Source organism: Duganella sp., from assembly GCF_039595735.1.
Classification (GTDB): Bacteria; Pseudomonadota; Gammaproteobacteria; order Burkholderiales; family Burkholderiaceae_D; genus Rugamonas.
Genome location: NZ_JBCNLB010000001.1, coordinates 424,961 through 440,659, shown reverse-complemented (window position 1 = coordinate 440,659; position 15,699 = coordinate 424,961). Strand labels below are relative to the sequence as shown.

Sequence of the window (15,699 nt, the reverse complement as noted above, 5' to 3'; positions counted from 1 at the left end):
CCAGTGTCCAGCCGCCAACTCTACCTTCGCCTCATCAAGGAATTCCTGCCGTACAGCGGAATCATGTTCGCCACGCTGCTGGCGGTCGGCGTGGCCGCCGCCACCGACGTGCTGCTGCTGGGCCAACTGCAAAACGTGGTCGATGCGCTGACGCCGGCCAACACGCTGGGCGTGATCAAGACCCCGTCCACCGGCATGATGGCAGCCATGAAGCAGGCGCTGGGCGATCTGCTGCCGCGCGATCCGTCCAAGGCCGCGCTGTGGACCATCCCGGCCGTGATCTTCGCGCTGGCCCTGCTGCGCATGGTGTCCAGCTTTGCCGGCGAATACGGCGCGGCGTGGCTCAACAGCCGGGTCCAGGCCAACCTGCGCGAAGCCATGTTTTCCCGCATCATGCGGCTGCCGAACCGCTATTTCGACCAGTCGTCGACCGGCACCACACTGTCGCGCGTGGCATTCGATGCCGCCCAGGTGGCGCAAGCCGGCCTGACCGTGGTCAACGTCGCGGTGCGCGACTCGGTGGCCACCACCGGCTACCTGATCACGCTGTTCGTGGTGGACTGGCAGCTGGCGGTGTTCTGCCTGTTCCTGCTGCCGCTGGTGGCGACCGTGGTGGTCTTCGCCGGCCGCCGCATGCGCGCGCTCAGCAACAGCGCCCAGGCCGCCATGGGCGACCTGACCAATGTGCTGGACGAGAGCATCAGCGGCCAGCGCGTGGTGAAGATTTTCGGCGGCCAGCAGTACGAGCAAAACCGCTTTGCCCAGGTGGTCAAGCTGAACCGCCAACTGGCGGTCAAGCACGCCGCCACCTCGGCCTTCAACTCCGGCCTGATCATGCTGCTGATCGGCATCACGCTGTCGTCGGTGATTTATTTCGCGCTGATCCGCGCCCAGGCTGGCGCGCTGTCGGCCGGCGGCTTTGTCGCCTTCCTGACCGCGCTGATGGCGATGCAGTCGCCGATCAAGAACCTGACCAAGATTAACGAACCTATGCAGCGCGGCCTGGCGGCGGCCAGCTCCGTTTTTGGCCTGATCGACCTGGAGTCGGAAGCGGACCAGGGCACCAAAACCATCGCCCGCGCCGAGGGCCGCCTGTCGGTGCGGGACGTCAGCTTCCACTATCGCGGCGCTGACGGTACGCCGCTGGACCCGGATGCGCGTCCGGCGCTGGATCATGTGTCGCTCGATATCGCCGCCGGCGAGACGGTCGCGCTGGTGGGCAGCTCGGGCAGCGGCAAGACCACGCTGGCCGGCCTGCTGCCGCGCTTCTACGACGTCAGCGGCGGCAGCATCGAGCTGGATGGCGTCGACCTGCGCGACTACACCATGGCCTCGCTGCGCCAGCAGATCGCGCTGGTATCGCAGGATGTGGTGCTGTTCAACGATACGCTGGCGGCCAATATCGCCTACGGCGATCCGGCGCCGTCGATGGAACGGATTGAGGCGGCGGCCAGGGCCGCGCATGCGCATGAATTCATCGTGCGCCAGCCGGAAGGCTACCACGCGCCGGTCGGTGAAAATGGTTTGCGCCTGTCAGGCGGCCAGCGCCAGCGCCTGGCGATTGCACGCGCGCTATACAAGAACGCGCCGATCCTGATTCTGGACGAAGCCACCAGTGCGCTGGACACGGAATCGGAGCGCCTGGTGCAGCAGGCGCTGGAAGTGCTGATGAAAGGCCGCACCACGGTGGTCATCGCCCACCGCCTGTCGACCATCGAGAAAGCGGACCGCATCGTGGTGCTCGATCACGGCCGCATTGCCGAATCGGGCACGCACGACGCGCTGCTGGCGCAGAACGGCATCTACGCCCGCTTGTACCAAACGCAAAAAAACGTTCAGACGTAATCCCGTCGCTCCGGCGCAGGTCGGAACGCGTGGAACGCGCGCGCTATCTCTGACACACGCGTTGCATGGATTCCGGCCTGCGCCGGAATGACACGTCAGGCGGTATAGCCGCCGTCCACGGTAAAGCTGGCGCCGGTAACGAAGCCTGCTTCAGCGCCCACCAGATACGCCACCATCCCCGCCACTTCCTCCGGCTTGCCGAAACGGCGTGCCGGGATCATGGTTTGCAGCGTTGCCGCATGCGGGCCGTCGCCCGGATTCATGTCGGTTTCGGTCGGTCCCGGCTGGACGTTGTTGACAGTGATGCCGCGTGGCGCCAGGTCGATCGCCGCGCCGCGCACCAGTGCCGCCACCGCGCCCTTGGTCATCGAATACACGCTGGACGTCGGGAAGGCCACGCGCAAGCCGGCGATGCTGCCGATGGTCACAATACGGCCGCCCTCCTTCATCACCCTGGCCGCCGCCTGCATGGCGACGAAGGTGCCGCGCACGTTGGTGGCCACCATGCGGTCAAAGTCTTCCAGCGCATACTCTTCAATCGGCGCCAGATTCAGGATGCCGGCGTTGGTGACCAGGATATCCAGCTGGCCGAAGTGCGCCACCGTTTGCGTCACCGCCGCCTGCACGGCTGCGGCGTCGGCGCTGTCGGCGCGGATGGCCAGCGCCCTGCCGCCGCTGGCGATGATGGTGGCGGCCAGGTCGTTTGCCTTGTCAGGCGATGATACATAGGTGAAGGCCACAGCCGCGCCATCCTGCGCCAGACGTTTGACGATGGCCGCGCCGATGCCGCGCGCGCCGCCTGTTACCAGAGCTACTTTCATGATATTTCCTTTCGTTTTGGATCAATTAGTCAAAAACCAAGGCCATGTTAGAATTTCTGGATCGAACGGTCAAGTAAACGTTTTGTGATGATTATCCGCGCAGGCCTTGCACGGCGAAGCTGGCGATGGCGCGCAGGGTAGCGATGGAGGCGCCGGCCTTGGCGCTGACTTTCATGCCGGACAGCGTGGCGGCCACGAAGGCGGTTGCGTGTGCGATGTCGGTGTCGGCCGCGATTTCGCCGGCTGCTGCGGCGCCGCGCAGTTGCGCTTCCACCGCGTGGTTGAGCAGCCTGGCGCTGGCGTCGCGCAGCGCGTTGACGTCCTCGTCGGCGGTACCGAATTCGGAAATGGCGTTGACGCCCATGCAGCCCCTGGCGTTGTCGCGCCTGGGGCGACAGGCGAAGGCTTGCAGCATATTGTCGATGGCGGCCAGCGGGCTGCCGCCTTTCAGGTGGCGCAGCAGGTCATTGACGCTGGCCTGGTTGTAGCGCTGCAGCGCTTCGAGGTAGAGCGAGCGCTTGTCGCCAAAAGTGTCGTACAGGCTTTGGCGGCCGATCTGCATGGCCTCCAGCAGGTCGGTGGTGGAGGTGGCCGCGTAGCCTTTCTGCCAGAAGACTTCCAGTGCCTTGTTCAATGCTTCGTCGCGGTCGAACTCTCTTTGCCGTGCCACAGATTTTCCCTGGTTAGTTTGCGTCGTGGAAGATGATGCCCAGCGTATGGCGCGATCCGGCGCGCAGCCGGCTCACGCCGTGCCGCAGGTTGACGCGGTAGATGCCGCGCGTGCCCTGCACCGGACGGTGATTGACAGCGAAGATTACCATGTCGCCGCGCTTCAGCGGTACGACCTCCACGCGCGATTGCATGCGCGGGCGTTGTTCGGTCAGGACAAACTCCCCGCCTTCAAAGTCCCTGCCCGGCTGCGACAGCAGCACAGCCGCTTGCAGCGGGAAGACGTGGTCGCCGTACAGGTCCTGGTGCAGGCAGTTGTAATCGCCGGCGCTGTACTGCAGCAGCAGCGGCGTCGGGCGCTGCTGGCCGGCAGCGTGGCAGCGCGCCAGAAAATCGGCATGCTCGGCCGGGAAACGGTCCGGCAAGTCCATCAGCTCATGCCAGCGGTTGGCAATGACGGCCAGCGGGCCATACAGGGCGTTGCGCAAGGCGGCGATGGTGGAGGGCAGCGGGTAGCGGAAGTATTGATACTCGCCGCTGCCGAAGCCGTGCTGCGACATCACCACGCGGCTGCGGAACAGCTGCGATTGGCCGTACTGCGCGGCCATGGCGGTGCATTCCTCGGCGGTCAGCATGCCAGGCAGGATGGCGTAGCCGTGCGCGTTCAGCTCATCGCCTATCGCCTGCCAGTCCAGTCCCGCCACATGCACGGCGATCCCCGCCGCCGCCCCAACCGCCTTGCGCGCCGCCATGCCTGCCTCGGCGCGCGCGGGCGATGACACGCCGGCGGCGGCAGGCGCGGCCTGCTGCGCTTCGCTGCGAGGCGCGGAAGCGGCCGGCGGCACGCTGCGCGGCTTGCGCTCCGCCGCCGCGTCGCCGAAATCCAGCTCACCGTTGCTCATTGACCGCCTCCCTGTTCAATAGTTCCGCCTTGCGGTCCACACCCCAGCGGTAGCCGGAGATCGATCCGTCATTGCGCACCACCCGGTGGCACGGTATCGCCACCGCAATCGCATTGGCCGCACACGCGCTGGCCACCGCCCGCGCGCCGCGCGGCACGCCGGCCAGTTCCGCCAGCTCCGCATAGGTCACCCGCCGCCCGGCCGGTATCGCCCGCAGCACCTGCCACACGCGCTGCTGGAACGCCGTGCCGCGCACGTCGAGCGGCAGATCCAGGCCCGCTGAGGGCTGCTCAACCATGCCCACCACGCGCGACACCACCTGTTCATACTCCGGCTCCGCGCCGATCAACTCGGCACGCGGAAAGCGGTCCTGTAAATCCTTCACCAGAAAATCCGGATCATCATCGATCAGAATCGCGCAAATGCCCTGCTCCGTGCTGGCCACCAGGATCGGTCCCAGCGAACACTCGGCAATCGCAAAGCGGATCTGCTCACCGGCGCCGCCGGCGCGGAAAGTCGACGGTTTCATGCCCAGCACCGCCTCCGACTGCGCATAAAAGCGCCCGCTGGAATTGAAGCCGGCGGCGTACATGGCATCCGTCACCGTGGCCTGCGCCGCCAGGCCAGCCTGCACCCGCCGCGCCCGCGCCGCGTTGACGTAGGCCTTGGGCGTAATCCCCGTCACCGCCTTGAACATGCGGTGGAAATGGAAGCGGCTCACGCCCACTGCCTCGGCCAGGCTGTCCAGATCCATCGCCTCCTCCGCCTCATCGATCAGGCGGCAGGCCTGCGCCACGATGGCGGCCTGGCGCTCGGCCAGCGGCGGCTGGTCCGGCTTGCAGCGCAGGCAGGGGCGAAAGCCGGCTTGCTCGGCGGCCTCGCGGCTGTCATGGAACGCCACATTCTTGCGCAAGGCCGGGCGCGCGCCGCACGACGGCCGGCAGTACACCCCGGTGCTGCGCACCGAGTACCAGAACGCCCCGTCGGCGCTGGCGTCGCGCTGCTGCACCGCAGCCCAGCGCTTCTCATCGCTACCATACTTGCCCATCTCAGACTCCCTCGTTGGTGGAATGTGGCCATCGTAGCCAGCACCGACCGGCCATGCACTCCGCCTCTTGCTTTTGAATTGTACAAGCAGGCGATGCTAGAATGATTACTCTTATCAGGAGACACTGTTTGGACGATCAAGTTACGCAGGACAGCACCCCTATTTTCCAGCGCATCAAAGACTACCTGCTGGCGGAAATCGCCGCCGGCACGTGGAAGGAAGGCGACGTGATCCCGTCCGAGCAGGCGCTGGTCAAGCAATTCGGCGTCTCCCGCATGACCGTCAACCGCGCCGTGCGCGAACTGACCGCCGAACAGGTGCTGACGCGCCGCCAGGGCTCCGGCACCTATGTGGCCCAGCAAAAATACCAGGCCACGCTGCTGGAGATTAAATCCATCGCCGACGAAGTACGTGCACGCGGCCACGCCCACCGCAGCAGCCTGCAGCAGCTGGAGCGCGTCAAGGCCAGCGAATTGATGGCCAAGCAGTTCGACCTGCCGGCCGGCCACCTGCTGTTCCATTCGGTGATCGTGCACTTTGAAAACGGCGTGCCGATCCAGGTCGAGGACCGCTGGGTCAACCCGCTGTGCGCGCCGGACTACATGGAGCAGGACTTCGCCCACATCACCCCCAATGAATACCTGATGCAGGCCGCGCCGCTGCAGGGCGCGACCTACAGCATCGAAGCGCTGGCCGCGCCGCGCGACATTGCCGATATGCTGGCCATCGACACCAGACAGGCCTGCCTGGTGCTCAAGCGCCAGACCCGCTCCGGCGGCCTGATCGCCTCCATGGCCACCATGTGGCACCCCGGCCACCGCTACCAGTTCGCCGGCAGCTTCAGCCAGTAAGCTAGCAGCGCGCAAGCCACCCCGGCGGCGCGCATTCTCACCGATTGTCACGAAAACAGCCCTCAATTGTTAAATCGGCGGCTGTTTTACAGCCATTCAGGAAGCAATCGTTTTCTTGCCACGTGTCCGCCAACGGCCTCGTCTTCGATGCTATAGTTTCCCAGACCCAGCCCCGATAGATCACCGAAAGGGAAGCACTTGTTTCTCAGCCGTTCGCGCATGCGCCAGGCCAGCTGGCAACGTTTGTCGCATAAGCTGACAGCGTGCGTGCTCGCGCTTTTTCTGCTCCCGGCCGGCGCTGCCGAGAAAGTCACCATCCAGCTCAAATGGCAGCACCAGTTCCAGTTCGCCGGCTACTACGCCGCCCAGGACCAGGGCTACTACCGCGACGCCGGCCTCGAAGTCACGCTGCTGGAAGCGCGCCCCGGCCACGACCCGCTGCAGAACGTGATGCAGGGCCAGGCGCAGTACGGCGTCGGCAACACCACGCTGCTGCTGGCGCGCGGCATGGGCCAGCCGGTGGTGGTGCTGGCGTCGATCTTTCAGCACTCCGGCGCCACCCTGCTGCGCCGGCTGGACGCCAGCGGCAAGCCGCGCCCATGGGAAGGCAGCCGCCTGATGATCGCGCCCAACAACGAAGAGCTGACCGTCTTCCTGAAACAGCAGGGCGTGCGCATGGAGAGCGTTGTCCAGATCCCGCACAGCTACAACTTTGACGACCTGGCCGAAGGCAAGGTGGACGCCATGTCGGTGTACCAGACCGAGGCCCCCTACGTCCTGGACCGCCTCAACGTGCCGTACGAGCTGGTGTCGCCGCGCAGCCACGGCATGGATTTCTACGGCGACGTGCTGTACACCACCGAGAGCGAGTTGCGCGAACACCCGGTGCGCGCCCAGGCGCTGCGCGAAGCCACCCTGCGCGGCTGGGTCTACGCCATGCAGCATCCCGGCGAGATCGCCGACCTGATACGCGCCCGCTACCCCGAGCGCCACAGCCGTGAACACCTGGTGTTTGAAGCCCAGCGCATCGCGCCGCTGCTGGAGCAGCCGCTGATCGAACTGGGCTACAGCAACCCCGAACGCTGGCGCGCCATCGCCCGCGACTACGCCGCGCAAGGCATGCTGCCGGCCAGTTTCAATATCGACGGCTTCCTCTACCAGCCGCCGCAAGGCAACCCGCTGCTGCGCTACGGCGGCTGGCTCGCCGGCCTGCTGTTGCTGGTGGTGTCGGCGGCCGGCGCCTGGCGCCTGCGGGTCCAAAGCAGCGCCCTGCGCGCCACCCGCGCGCAGTTGGAGGACGCCGAGCAGCGCGCCGGCGCCGCACTGGAAAGCGCGCGCATCGGCAACGCCGCCCATACCGCCGCCGAGGAAGCGCGCATGTGGGCGCTGGTGGACGCCACGCCCGGCGCACTGCTGATCGCGGACAAGAGCGGGCGCGTCCTGCACGCCAACCCGGCCTGCGCGCGCAGCTTCGGCTACCAGGACGCCATGGCCGGCCTGTCGATCGAACAGCTGGCGCCGGAAGCCATGCGCAGCAACGGCCGCGCGCGCGAACTGTTCTCGCGCCCCAACCTGCCGGGCCGCGTGCTGTGCGCCATGCGCGCCGATGGCAGCAGCTTCCCGGCCATGGTGCACATGTCGCCGGTGGAGCTGAGCGGGCAAGACCTGGTGATCGTGGCGCTGCGCGACATGACCCAGCGCCAGCGCGCCGAGGAAGCGCTGCACGCCAGCTCCGAGCGCTATCGCCAGATCGTGCAGACCGCCGCCGAAGGCATCTGGATGACCAACGCCGACGACCGCACCACCTTCGTCAATCCCACGCTGGCGCGCATGCTGGACTACGACGTGGAACTCATCATGGGCCGCGCCATGACCGACTTCATGGACGACACCGGCCGTGAGCTGCTCAAGCAGCACCTGCAGCGCCGCCTGTCCGGTGAAGCCAGCCAGGGCGACGTCTGCTTCACGCGCAGCGATGGCAGCACCGTCTGGTGCCTGCTCTCGACCACGGTGATCAACGCCGATTCCGGCCACTATGCCGGCATGCTGGCCATGCTGACCGACATCACCGCGCGCCGCCAGGCCGAAAGCGCGCTGCACGAGTCCAGCCAGCGCATCGCCTCCATCTTCAACGCCGTCACCAACGGCCTGGTGATGATCGACGGCCACGGCCATATCCTGGAACGCAACACCGCCGCCGCGCGCATGCTGGCGCAGACCGAGGAACTGAACCCGGGCGGCCTGTGGGCCGGGGTGCGCGAGGACGGCACGCCGTACGACGGCAGCAGTCATCCGGTGCAACTGGCGCTGGTCACCGGCATGTCGGTGCGCGACGTGGTGATGGGGCTGACGCAGCCGGACGGCACGCGCTGCTGGCTGTCGGTCAATGCGGAGCCGATCCCCGACAACAGCGGCAACGTGCAGCTGGTGGTGGCCAGCCTGACCGACATCACCGACCGCAAACGCGGCGAGGACGCACTGCGCGAATTGAACGAGCATCTGGAGGAACGGGTGGCGATGCGCACGCGCGAACTCGATCAGGCGCGCGTGGTGGCCGAGGAAGCCAGCCAGACCAAGGGCCAGTTCCTGGCCAATATGAGCCACGAGATCCGCACGCCGATGAATGGCGTGATCGGCATGGCCTACCTGGCGCTGAAGACCGAACTCGATCCGCGCCAGCGCGACTACCTGGAGAAGATCCGCTTCGCCGGCGAGCACCTGCTGGGCATCATTGACGACATCCTCGACATCTCCAAGATCGAAGCCGGCAAGCTGGAAATCGAGCAGGTCGATTTCGCCCTCGACCACGTGATCCAGACGCTCAACACCGTGGTGGCGCCGAAGGCCGCCAGCCGCGAGCTGGAACTGGTGTACGACCTCGATCCCACCCTGCCCAAGGTGCTGCGCGGCGATCCGCTGCGGCTCGGCCAGGTGCTGATCAACTACGCCAACAACGCCATCAAGTTCAGCGAAAAAGGCCGCATCGAAGTGCGGGTGCGCCAGGTGGTGGGCGACGCCGCCAGCTGCCTGCTGCGCTTTGAAGTGAGCGACTGCGGCATCGGCCTGTCGGAAGACGAGATCGACAAACTGTTCCAGCAATTCCAGCAGGCCGACACCTCCACCACGCGCGAATACGGCGGCACCGGTCTTGGTCTGGCCATCTGCAAACAGCTGGCGCAATTGATGGGTGGCGAAGTGGGCGTGCGCAGCCGCCCTGGCCAGGGCAGCACCTTCTGGTTCACCGCACGCCTGGGCATCAGCAGCGCCACCGTGCCGGCCCTGATCGACCGCGTCAAGGATGCCGCCGCCGAGCTGCTGGCCTCCTCGCGCAGCGCGGCCGTCATGTCGGCCCTGAAGAACGCCCGCATCCTGCTGGTGGAGGACAACACCTTCAACCAGCAGATCGCGCTGGAGATGCTGGAAGACGTGGGCTCCTCCGTCTGCCTGGCCGCCAACGGCATGGAGGCGCTGGAGCTGCTGCGCCAGACCGCCTTCGACTGCGTGCTGATGGACGTGCAGATGCCGCTGATGGACGGCCTGGAAGCCACGCGCCGCATCCGCGCCGACCCGCGCCTGGCCGACATGCGGGTGCTGGCCATGACCGCCACCGCCACCAGCGAGGACCGCGTGCGCTGCATCGAGGCCGGCATGGACGATTTCATCTCCAAGCCGATCCAGCCGGCGCTGATGTACCAGACCATCGCCAACTGGCTGCCCGAGCGCGACGACAGCGCGGCGCGCGACGCCCTGCCCGCGCGACCGGCGCGCCCCGCCTTCAAGACCACGCTGGGCGGCGACCCGGCCGTGATCGACCTGTCCATCCTGGCCAAGCTGCTGGGCTACCATCCGCACAAGGTGCGCAAGTTCGCCTTCAAGTTTTTGCAGAATACGCAGGATGGCCTGAACCAGATGGAGGCGGCGCTGCAGCGCGGCGACCTGGCCGCGCTGCGTGAACTGGGCCACCGCCTGAAGTCGCCGGCGCGCACGGTGGGGGCGCTCGGCATGGGCGAGCTGCTGCTGGAGCTGGAACAGTTGCCGGTGACCGACAGCGACGCCGATAATCAGCGTCATGCGCGCGCGCTGCTGCAAAAACTGTGGCCGCTGCTGGAGCGCATCACCGAACAGATCATGACCAATACCACCTTCGCCGACGATAACTGACATGCGCATACTGCTGCTGGATGACGATGCCTTCATGCTGGAACTGCTGGCCGATATGATCGCCAGCCTGGGCGAGCACACCGTGGTGCGCGAGACCGACGGCCGCCGCGCCCTGATCGAACTGCGGCTGCGGCCGCCGGCGCTGGTGATCTGCGACCTGTCGATGCCGGTGATGGACGGCATCGACTTCCTGCGCCTTGCGGCGGCGCAGCAATACCAGGGCTGCCTGGTGCTGCTGTCCGGCGTCGACGGCGCGGTGCTGAAAACCGCGGCCCGCCTGGCCGAGGCGCAGGGCCTGGCCATCCTCGACGCCGTCGCCAAGCCGATGAGCATGGAAACCCTGGGCCAGCTGCTGGCGCGCGCGGCTACCCGCTGCCAGCCGCAAAATTAGGCAATATTGCAAGAAAAAGTAAGGCTTGCGACAAACAACCGCACATTTCCAAAAAATGGGTTATTATTTACGCCATCCCTCGCCTGCCGACCTTGTTGCCATCCCCTCTGAGACATTGAAATCGTGCAAATGGCACCCAACTGCTGCTCATGGCAGCGTTTGAGGCCCAGTCCCCAGGCGTTATTACTTACCGACCTCGATTGAGGAAAATATGAGCGAAAATATCAAACACATTACCGATGCTTCCTTTGACGCCGACGTGCTGAAATCCGACCGCCCAGTGCTGGTGGACTTCTGGGCCGAATGGTGCGGCCCATGCAAGAGCATCGCCCCGATCCTGGAAGAAGTGGCCAAAGAATACGAAGGCAAGATCCAGATCGCCAAGATGGATGTGGATTCGAACCAGGCGGTGCCAGCCAAGTTCGGCATCCGCGGCATCCCGACCCTGATCCTGTTCAAGAACGGCGTTGCAGCCGCTCAAAAGGTTGGCGCAATGGCAAAAGGCCAGCTGACCTCTTTCATCGACAGCAATATCTAAGATAAGATATCGCTACGTTGTACCAGCGGCGCCGCGCCCGCGGCCGCCGCTGAATAATACGAGACAACCCACGTAGTTCCCTCCCCTACCTTTACTTTCCCGTCACGGGACACTCAACAATATGCATTTATCTGAACTCAAGGCCTTACACGTCTCTGCTTTGCTGGAGATGGCGATCGGGCTGGATATCGACAATGCGGCACGCCTGCGCAAGCAGGAACTGATGTTCGCAATCCTGAAAAAACGCGCCAAATCGGGCGAGCAGATCTTCGGCGATGGCGCCCTGGAAGTGCTGCCGGACGGTTTCGGCTTCCTGCGTTCGCCGGACGCCAGCTACATGGCTTCCACCGACGATATCTACATTTCGCCGTCGCAGATCCGCCGCTTCAACCTGCACACCGGCGACTCGATCGAGGGTGAAGTGCGGACCCCGAAAGATGGCGAGCGCTACTTCGCGCTGGTCAAGGTCGACAAGGTCAACGGCGAATCGCCGGAAGCCTCCAAGCACCGCATATTGTTTGAGAACCTGACGCCGCTGCACCCGCAAGAGCCGCTGCGCCTGGAACGTGACATCAACGGCACCGAAAACATCACCGGCCGTATCATCGACCTGATCTCGCCGATCGGCAAAGGCCAGCGCGGCCTGCTGGTGGCGTCGCCGAAATCCGGCAAGTCGGTCATGCTGCAGCACATCGCCCACGCGATCACCGCCAACCACCCGGATGTGACCCTGATCGTGCTGCTGATCGACGAACGTCCGGAAGAGGTGACCGAGATGCAGCGCTCGGTGCGCGGCGAAGTCGTGGCCTCGACCTTCGACGAGCCGGCCACCCGCCACGTGCAGGTGGCCGAGATGGTGCTGGAAAAAGCCAAGCGCCTGGTCGAAATGAAAAAAGACGTGGTCATCCTGCTGGACTCGATCACCCGCCTGGCGCGCGCCTACAACACCGTGATCCCGGCGTCGGGCAAGGTGCTGACCGGCGGTGTCGACGCCAACGCGCTGCAGCGTCCGAAGCGCTTCTTCGGCGCCGCCCGTAACGTCGAAGAAGGCGGCTCGCTGACCATCGTTGCCACCGCGCTGATCGAAACCGGCTCGCGCATGGACGACGTGATCTACGAGGAATTCAAGGGCACCGGCAACATGGAGGTGCACCTGGAGCGCCGCCTGGCCGAGAAACGCGTCTACCCGGCCATCAACCTGAACAAGTCGGGCACCCGCCGCGAAGAACTGCTGATCAAGCCGGACCAGCTGCAGAAGATCTGGATCCTGCGCAAGCTGCTGTACTCGATGGACGAGATCGAGGCGATGGAGTTCATCCTCGACAAGATGCGCGCCACCAAGAACAACACCGAGTTCTTCGACATGATGAGGCGCGGCGGCTGATTAGTCAGCCTTGATAAACAGGCAACCGCGGTTGCCTGTTTGCGTTTACGGGCGTATAATCCGCGATCGCATTATTTTTAAACTCTGGCAAGTGAGCGGCAATCGGGTCACGAAGTGGTACAGACCGACGAAGTGCTGTTTGGCTACCAAACTAACCGAGGTTCCCATGAAAGCAGAAGGCCATCCAGAATACCGCGAAGTTGTTTTCCACGACCTGTCGTGCGATTTCAAATTCATCACCCGTTCGACCATCGCCACCAAAGAAACCATCAACCACGAAGGTAAAGACTACCCACTGGTAAAGATCGAGGTTTCGGCTGAGTCGCACCCGTTCTACACCGGCAAACACAAAATCGTCGACACCGCTGGCCGCGTTGAGAAATTCCGCCAGAAGTTCGGTTCGGTTGGTTCGAAAACCGCCGTCGCTGCAGGCTAATTTCAGCCGCTTCGATAAAAAAAGCAGCCTCTGGCTGCTTTTTTTGTTTGCTGTGCCGTTTTCCTGCATACTCCGGTTCTACTCATAAAAACACACGATCGATGAAGCCAGTCCGTCTTCCCGCCGCCGCTACCCTGGCCTTGCCGCGCTGGGCGCTGTTCGCCCTCGGCCTGCTGTACATCCTGCCTGGCCTGATCGGCCGCGACCCGTGGAAGAATGACGACGCCGCCAGCTTCGGCATCATGTGGACCATGGCGCACGGCAACTGGCAGGACTGGCTGTGGCCGAATATCGCCGGCCTGTCCTGGCCGGACGAAGGGCCGCTGGCGTTCTGGCTGGGCGCGCTGGGCATCAAGCTGTTCGGCTGGCTGCTGGGCGACGTGCTGGCCGCCCGCGTCGGCACGGTGGCGGTCTTCCTGCTGGGCGTGCTGTCGCTGTGGTACGCCACCTTCCATCTGGGCCGGCGCCAGGATGCGCAACCGCTGCGCCTGGCCTTTGGCGGCCAGCCCGAGCCGGACGACTTCGGCCGCACCCTGGCCGACGCCGCCGTCCTGATCTACCTCGGCTGCCTGGGCCTGCTGCTGCACAGCCACGAAACCACGCCGGAAGCGCTGCAGGTGGCGATGACCGCCTTCCTGCTGTACCGCACCGTGCGCTACGTGGAAAAGCCGTCGCTGCGCAACGCCGCCCTCAGCGGCCTGGCGATCGGCCTGCTGACCCTGACACGCGGCTGGATCACCCCGGTATTCCTGATGCTGGCCCTGTTTGCCTGCACCCGCTTCCTGGCCCAGCCCGCCATCCGCGCGGTGCGCGACCTGGGCGCCATGATCGCGGTCGGCGGCGCCGTCGCCGCGCTGTGGCTGATCCCGGCCCAGCTGCTGGAACCGTACCACCAGCAGCCGCTGAACGCCTGGATGGGCTGGAACTGGCTGCAACTGAGCTGGCCGAGCTGGCCCACCCTCAAATTCTTCTTCCGCGTCGGCCTCTGGTTCTTCTGGCCGGCCTGGCCGTTTGCCGCCTGGGCGGTGTGGGCCTGGCGCCGCCAGCGCGGCGTGCTGCACATCGTGGTGCCGCTGGCCTTCGTCTGCATGGGTGTGCTGCTGACCCTGTGCCACCCGCAACCGGAACAGGGCCAGCTGCTGGTGCTGCTGCCGCCGCTGGCGGTGATGGCTGCCTTCGGCCTGCTGACCGTCAAGCGCGGCGCCATCAACGCCATCGACTGGTTCTCGGTCATGGCGCTGACCCTGTGCGCGGCCGTGATCTGGGTATTCTGGATCGCCAAGCTGACCGGCTGGCCGGCGCAGGCTGCCAAGAACGCGCTCAAGCTGGTGCCCGGCTTCCACCCGGAACTGGGCTGGGCCGCCTTCTTTGTGGCGCTGGCGGCCACCCTGGGCTGGTTTGTGCTGGTGTACTGGCGCATCTCGCGCCAGCCGGCCGTGCTGTGGCGGGCGGTGGTGCTGTCGTCCGGCGGCCTGATCCTGATCTGGATTTTGCTGATGACGCTGTTCCTGCCGGACGTCAACTACAGCAAGAGCTACGCCGGCGTGGCGCGCCAGATTGCCGACAAGCTGCCGCCCAAAGCCGGTTGTATCGAAAGCAACGTCGGCCCGGCCCAGCGCGCCTCGTTTGCCTACTACGCGCAATTGCCGTTTGCCGGCGTGGAAGGCGGCCGCTGCGACCTGCTGCTGTTGCAAGATAGCATCAAGCTGCGCGACGACCGCGAGATCGCGCCGCAGCACCGCGGCAAGCAATGGGTGCTGCTGTGGGAAGGCCGCCGCCCGGCCGACCGCGAAGAGCGCTTCCGCCTGTTCCGCCGCGCCGACTGAGCCGGCGTCCCCTCGCCCGGGCGGCTGATACACAGCCGTGTTGCCGCCCGGATCGCATTGCTGCTATGCTTTCCGATAAAAAGCGGCCAGCCCATGCGACTTATCATCCCGACATTATTTCTGCTGGCGACCTGTGTCTGCGCGGCCACCGCCGCGCCGCTGCACCTCACCACGGAGAACCTGCCGCCGGCCAGCATGGTCGGCGCCGACGGCGTCATCACCGGCCGCGCCACCGATAAAATCCGCGAACTGATGGCGCGCACCGGCACCGAATACAAGATCGAAATGCTGCCGTGGAAGCGCGCCCTGATGATGGCGCAGACCAGGGAGCGCACCTGCGTCTACTCCACCTCGCGCACGCCGGAGCGCGAAAGCTGGTTCAAATGGGTGGGACCGACCGACGAGGCCGAATGGCAGTTCTGGGGCCGCGCCGACCACCGTTTCCCGCTCAATACCGTGGACGACGCGCGCAAGCTGCGCATCGGCACCTCGATCGGCGATGCCCGCGACGACTACCTGCGCAGCCGCGGCTTCAATGTGGACGCCGCCACCAATGACCTGGTCAACCCGCAAAAGCTGCTGCTCAACCGCATCGACCTGTGGGCAGTGGCGGTGCGCAACGGCGCCGCCTTCCCGGCGCCGCCCGAATGGGGAGACAAGCTGGTGCCGCTGATGGTGTTCCACCGGGTGAAAGTCTACCTGGCCTGCAATCCGTCCGTGCCGGACGAGCTGATCGACAAGCTCAACGCCGCCCTGGCCGAGATGCGGCGCGACGGCAGCCTGCAGCGCATCGACCGCAAATACGACCAGCCGGCCAAGTAGGCGCG

The 15,699-nt window shown here is 65.4% G+C and carries 13 protein-coding genes; 9 read left to right on the top strand and 4 right to left on the bottom strand.

Features of this window, described 5'->3' with window-relative positions; all coding sequences use genetic code 11:
• The first annotated feature begins 3 nt into the window (after window positions 1-3).
• A complete protein-coding gene (gene msbA, locus ABDW57_RS02090; protein ID WP_343728550.1) occupies window positions 4-1,845 on the top strand; it encodes a lipid A export permease/ATP-binding protein MsbA in 1,842 nt (613 codons plus the stop codon).
• A gap of 95 nt (window positions 1,846-1,940) precedes the next feature.
• On the opposite strand, the gene ABDW57_RS02085 is transcribed toward msbA, so the two are convergent.
• The 4 genes from ABDW57_RS02085 to ada all read right to left on the bottom strand — a co-directional run bounded on the left by ABDW57_RS02085 (window position 1,941) and on the right by ada (window position 5,285).
• Window positions 1,941-2,666 carry an SDR family oxidoreductase gene (locus ABDW57_RS02085; protein ID WP_343728549.1) on the bottom strand — a complete coding sequence of 242 codons (726 nt, stop codon included), beginning with the start codon at window positions 2,664-2,666 and terminating at the stop codon, window positions 1,941-1,943.
• A 91-nt stretch (window positions 2,667-2,757) separates the two neighbouring features.
• Window positions 2,758-3,336, bottom strand: a complete 579-nt coding sequence (locus ABDW57_RS02080) for a TetR/AcrR family transcriptional regulator (protein WP_343728548.1) — start codon at window positions 3,334-3,336, stop codon at window positions 2,758-2,760.
• A gap of 13 nt (window positions 3,337-3,349) precedes the next feature.
• Window positions 3,350-4,087: a 2OG-Fe(II) oxygenase gene (locus ABDW57_RS02075; protein ID WP_343729101.1), complete on the bottom strand. Its 738-nt coding sequence runs from the start codon at window positions 4,085-4,087 to the stop codon at window positions 3,350-3,352.
• Window positions 4,088-4,223: 136 nt separating this feature from the next.
• Window positions 4,224-5,285 carry a bifunctional DNA-binding transcriptional regulator/O6-methylguanine-DNA methyltransferase Ada gene (gene ada / locus ABDW57_RS02070; RefSeq protein ID WP_343728547.1) on the bottom strand — a complete coding sequence of 354 codons (1,062 nt, stop codon included), beginning with the start codon at window positions 5,283-5,285 and terminating at the stop codon, window positions 4,224-4,226.
• Between the two features lie 128 nt (window positions 5,286-5,413).
• Between ada and hutC the strand changes: the two genes are divergently transcribed.
• The 8 genes from hutC to ABDW57_RS02030 all read left to right on the top strand — a co-directional run bounded on the left by hutC (window position 5,414) and on the right by ABDW57_RS02030 (window position 15,694).
• Window positions 5,414-6,136: a histidine utilization repressor gene (gene hutC / locus ABDW57_RS02065; RefSeq protein ID WP_343728546.1), complete on the top strand. Its 723-nt coding sequence runs from the start codon at window positions 5,414-5,416 to the stop codon at window positions 6,134-6,136.
• Between the two features lie 267 nt (window positions 6,137-6,403).
• Complete coding sequence (locus ABDW57_RS02060; protein WP_343728545.1) at window positions 6,404-10,297, top strand: PAS domain S-box protein; 3,894 nt, start codon at window positions 6,404-6,406, stop codon at window positions 10,295-10,297.
• A 1-nt stretch (window position 10,298) separates the two neighbouring features.
• On the top strand, window positions 10,299-10,688 hold the full coding sequence (locus tag ABDW57_RS02055) for a response regulator (RefSeq protein ID WP_343728544.1): 390 nt from the start codon (window positions 10,299-10,301) through the stop codon (window positions 10,686-10,688).
• 211 nt (window positions 10,689-10,899) lie between these two features.
• Window positions 10,900-11,226, top strand: coding sequence for a thioredoxin TrxA (trxA, locus tag ABDW57_RS02050; protein ID WP_090182984.1), 327 nt, complete (start codon window positions 10,900-10,902; stop codon window positions 11,224-11,226).
• A gap of 121 nt (window positions 11,227-11,347) precedes the next feature.
• Window positions 11,348-12,610 (top strand): transcription termination factor Rho, encoded by a 1,263-nt coding sequence (gene rho, locus ABDW57_RS02045; protein WP_155466069.1) that lies wholly within the window; start codon window positions 11,348-11,350, stop codon window positions 12,608-12,610.
• A 166-nt stretch (window positions 12,611-12,776) separates the two neighbouring features.
• Window positions 12,777-13,046: a type B 50S ribosomal protein L31 gene (locus tag ABDW57_RS02040; protein ID WP_343728543.1), complete on the top strand. Its 270-nt coding sequence runs from the start codon at window positions 12,777-12,779 to the stop codon at window positions 13,044-13,046.
• A gap of 101 nt (window positions 13,047-13,147) precedes the next feature.
• Window positions 13,148-14,872 carry a glycosyltransferase family 39 protein gene (locus tag ABDW57_RS02035; RefSeq protein ID WP_343728542.1) on the top strand — a complete coding sequence of 575 codons (1,725 nt, stop codon included), beginning with the start codon at window positions 13,148-13,150 and terminating at the stop codon, window positions 14,870-14,872.
• Between the two features lie 93 nt (window positions 14,873-14,965).
• Window positions 14,966-15,694: a transporter substrate-binding domain-containing protein gene (locus ABDW57_RS02030; RefSeq protein WP_343728541.1), complete on the top strand. Its 729-nt coding sequence runs from the start codon at window positions 14,966-14,968 to the stop codon at window positions 15,692-15,694.
• The last annotated feature ends 5 nt before the right edge of the window (window positions 15,695-15,699 follow it).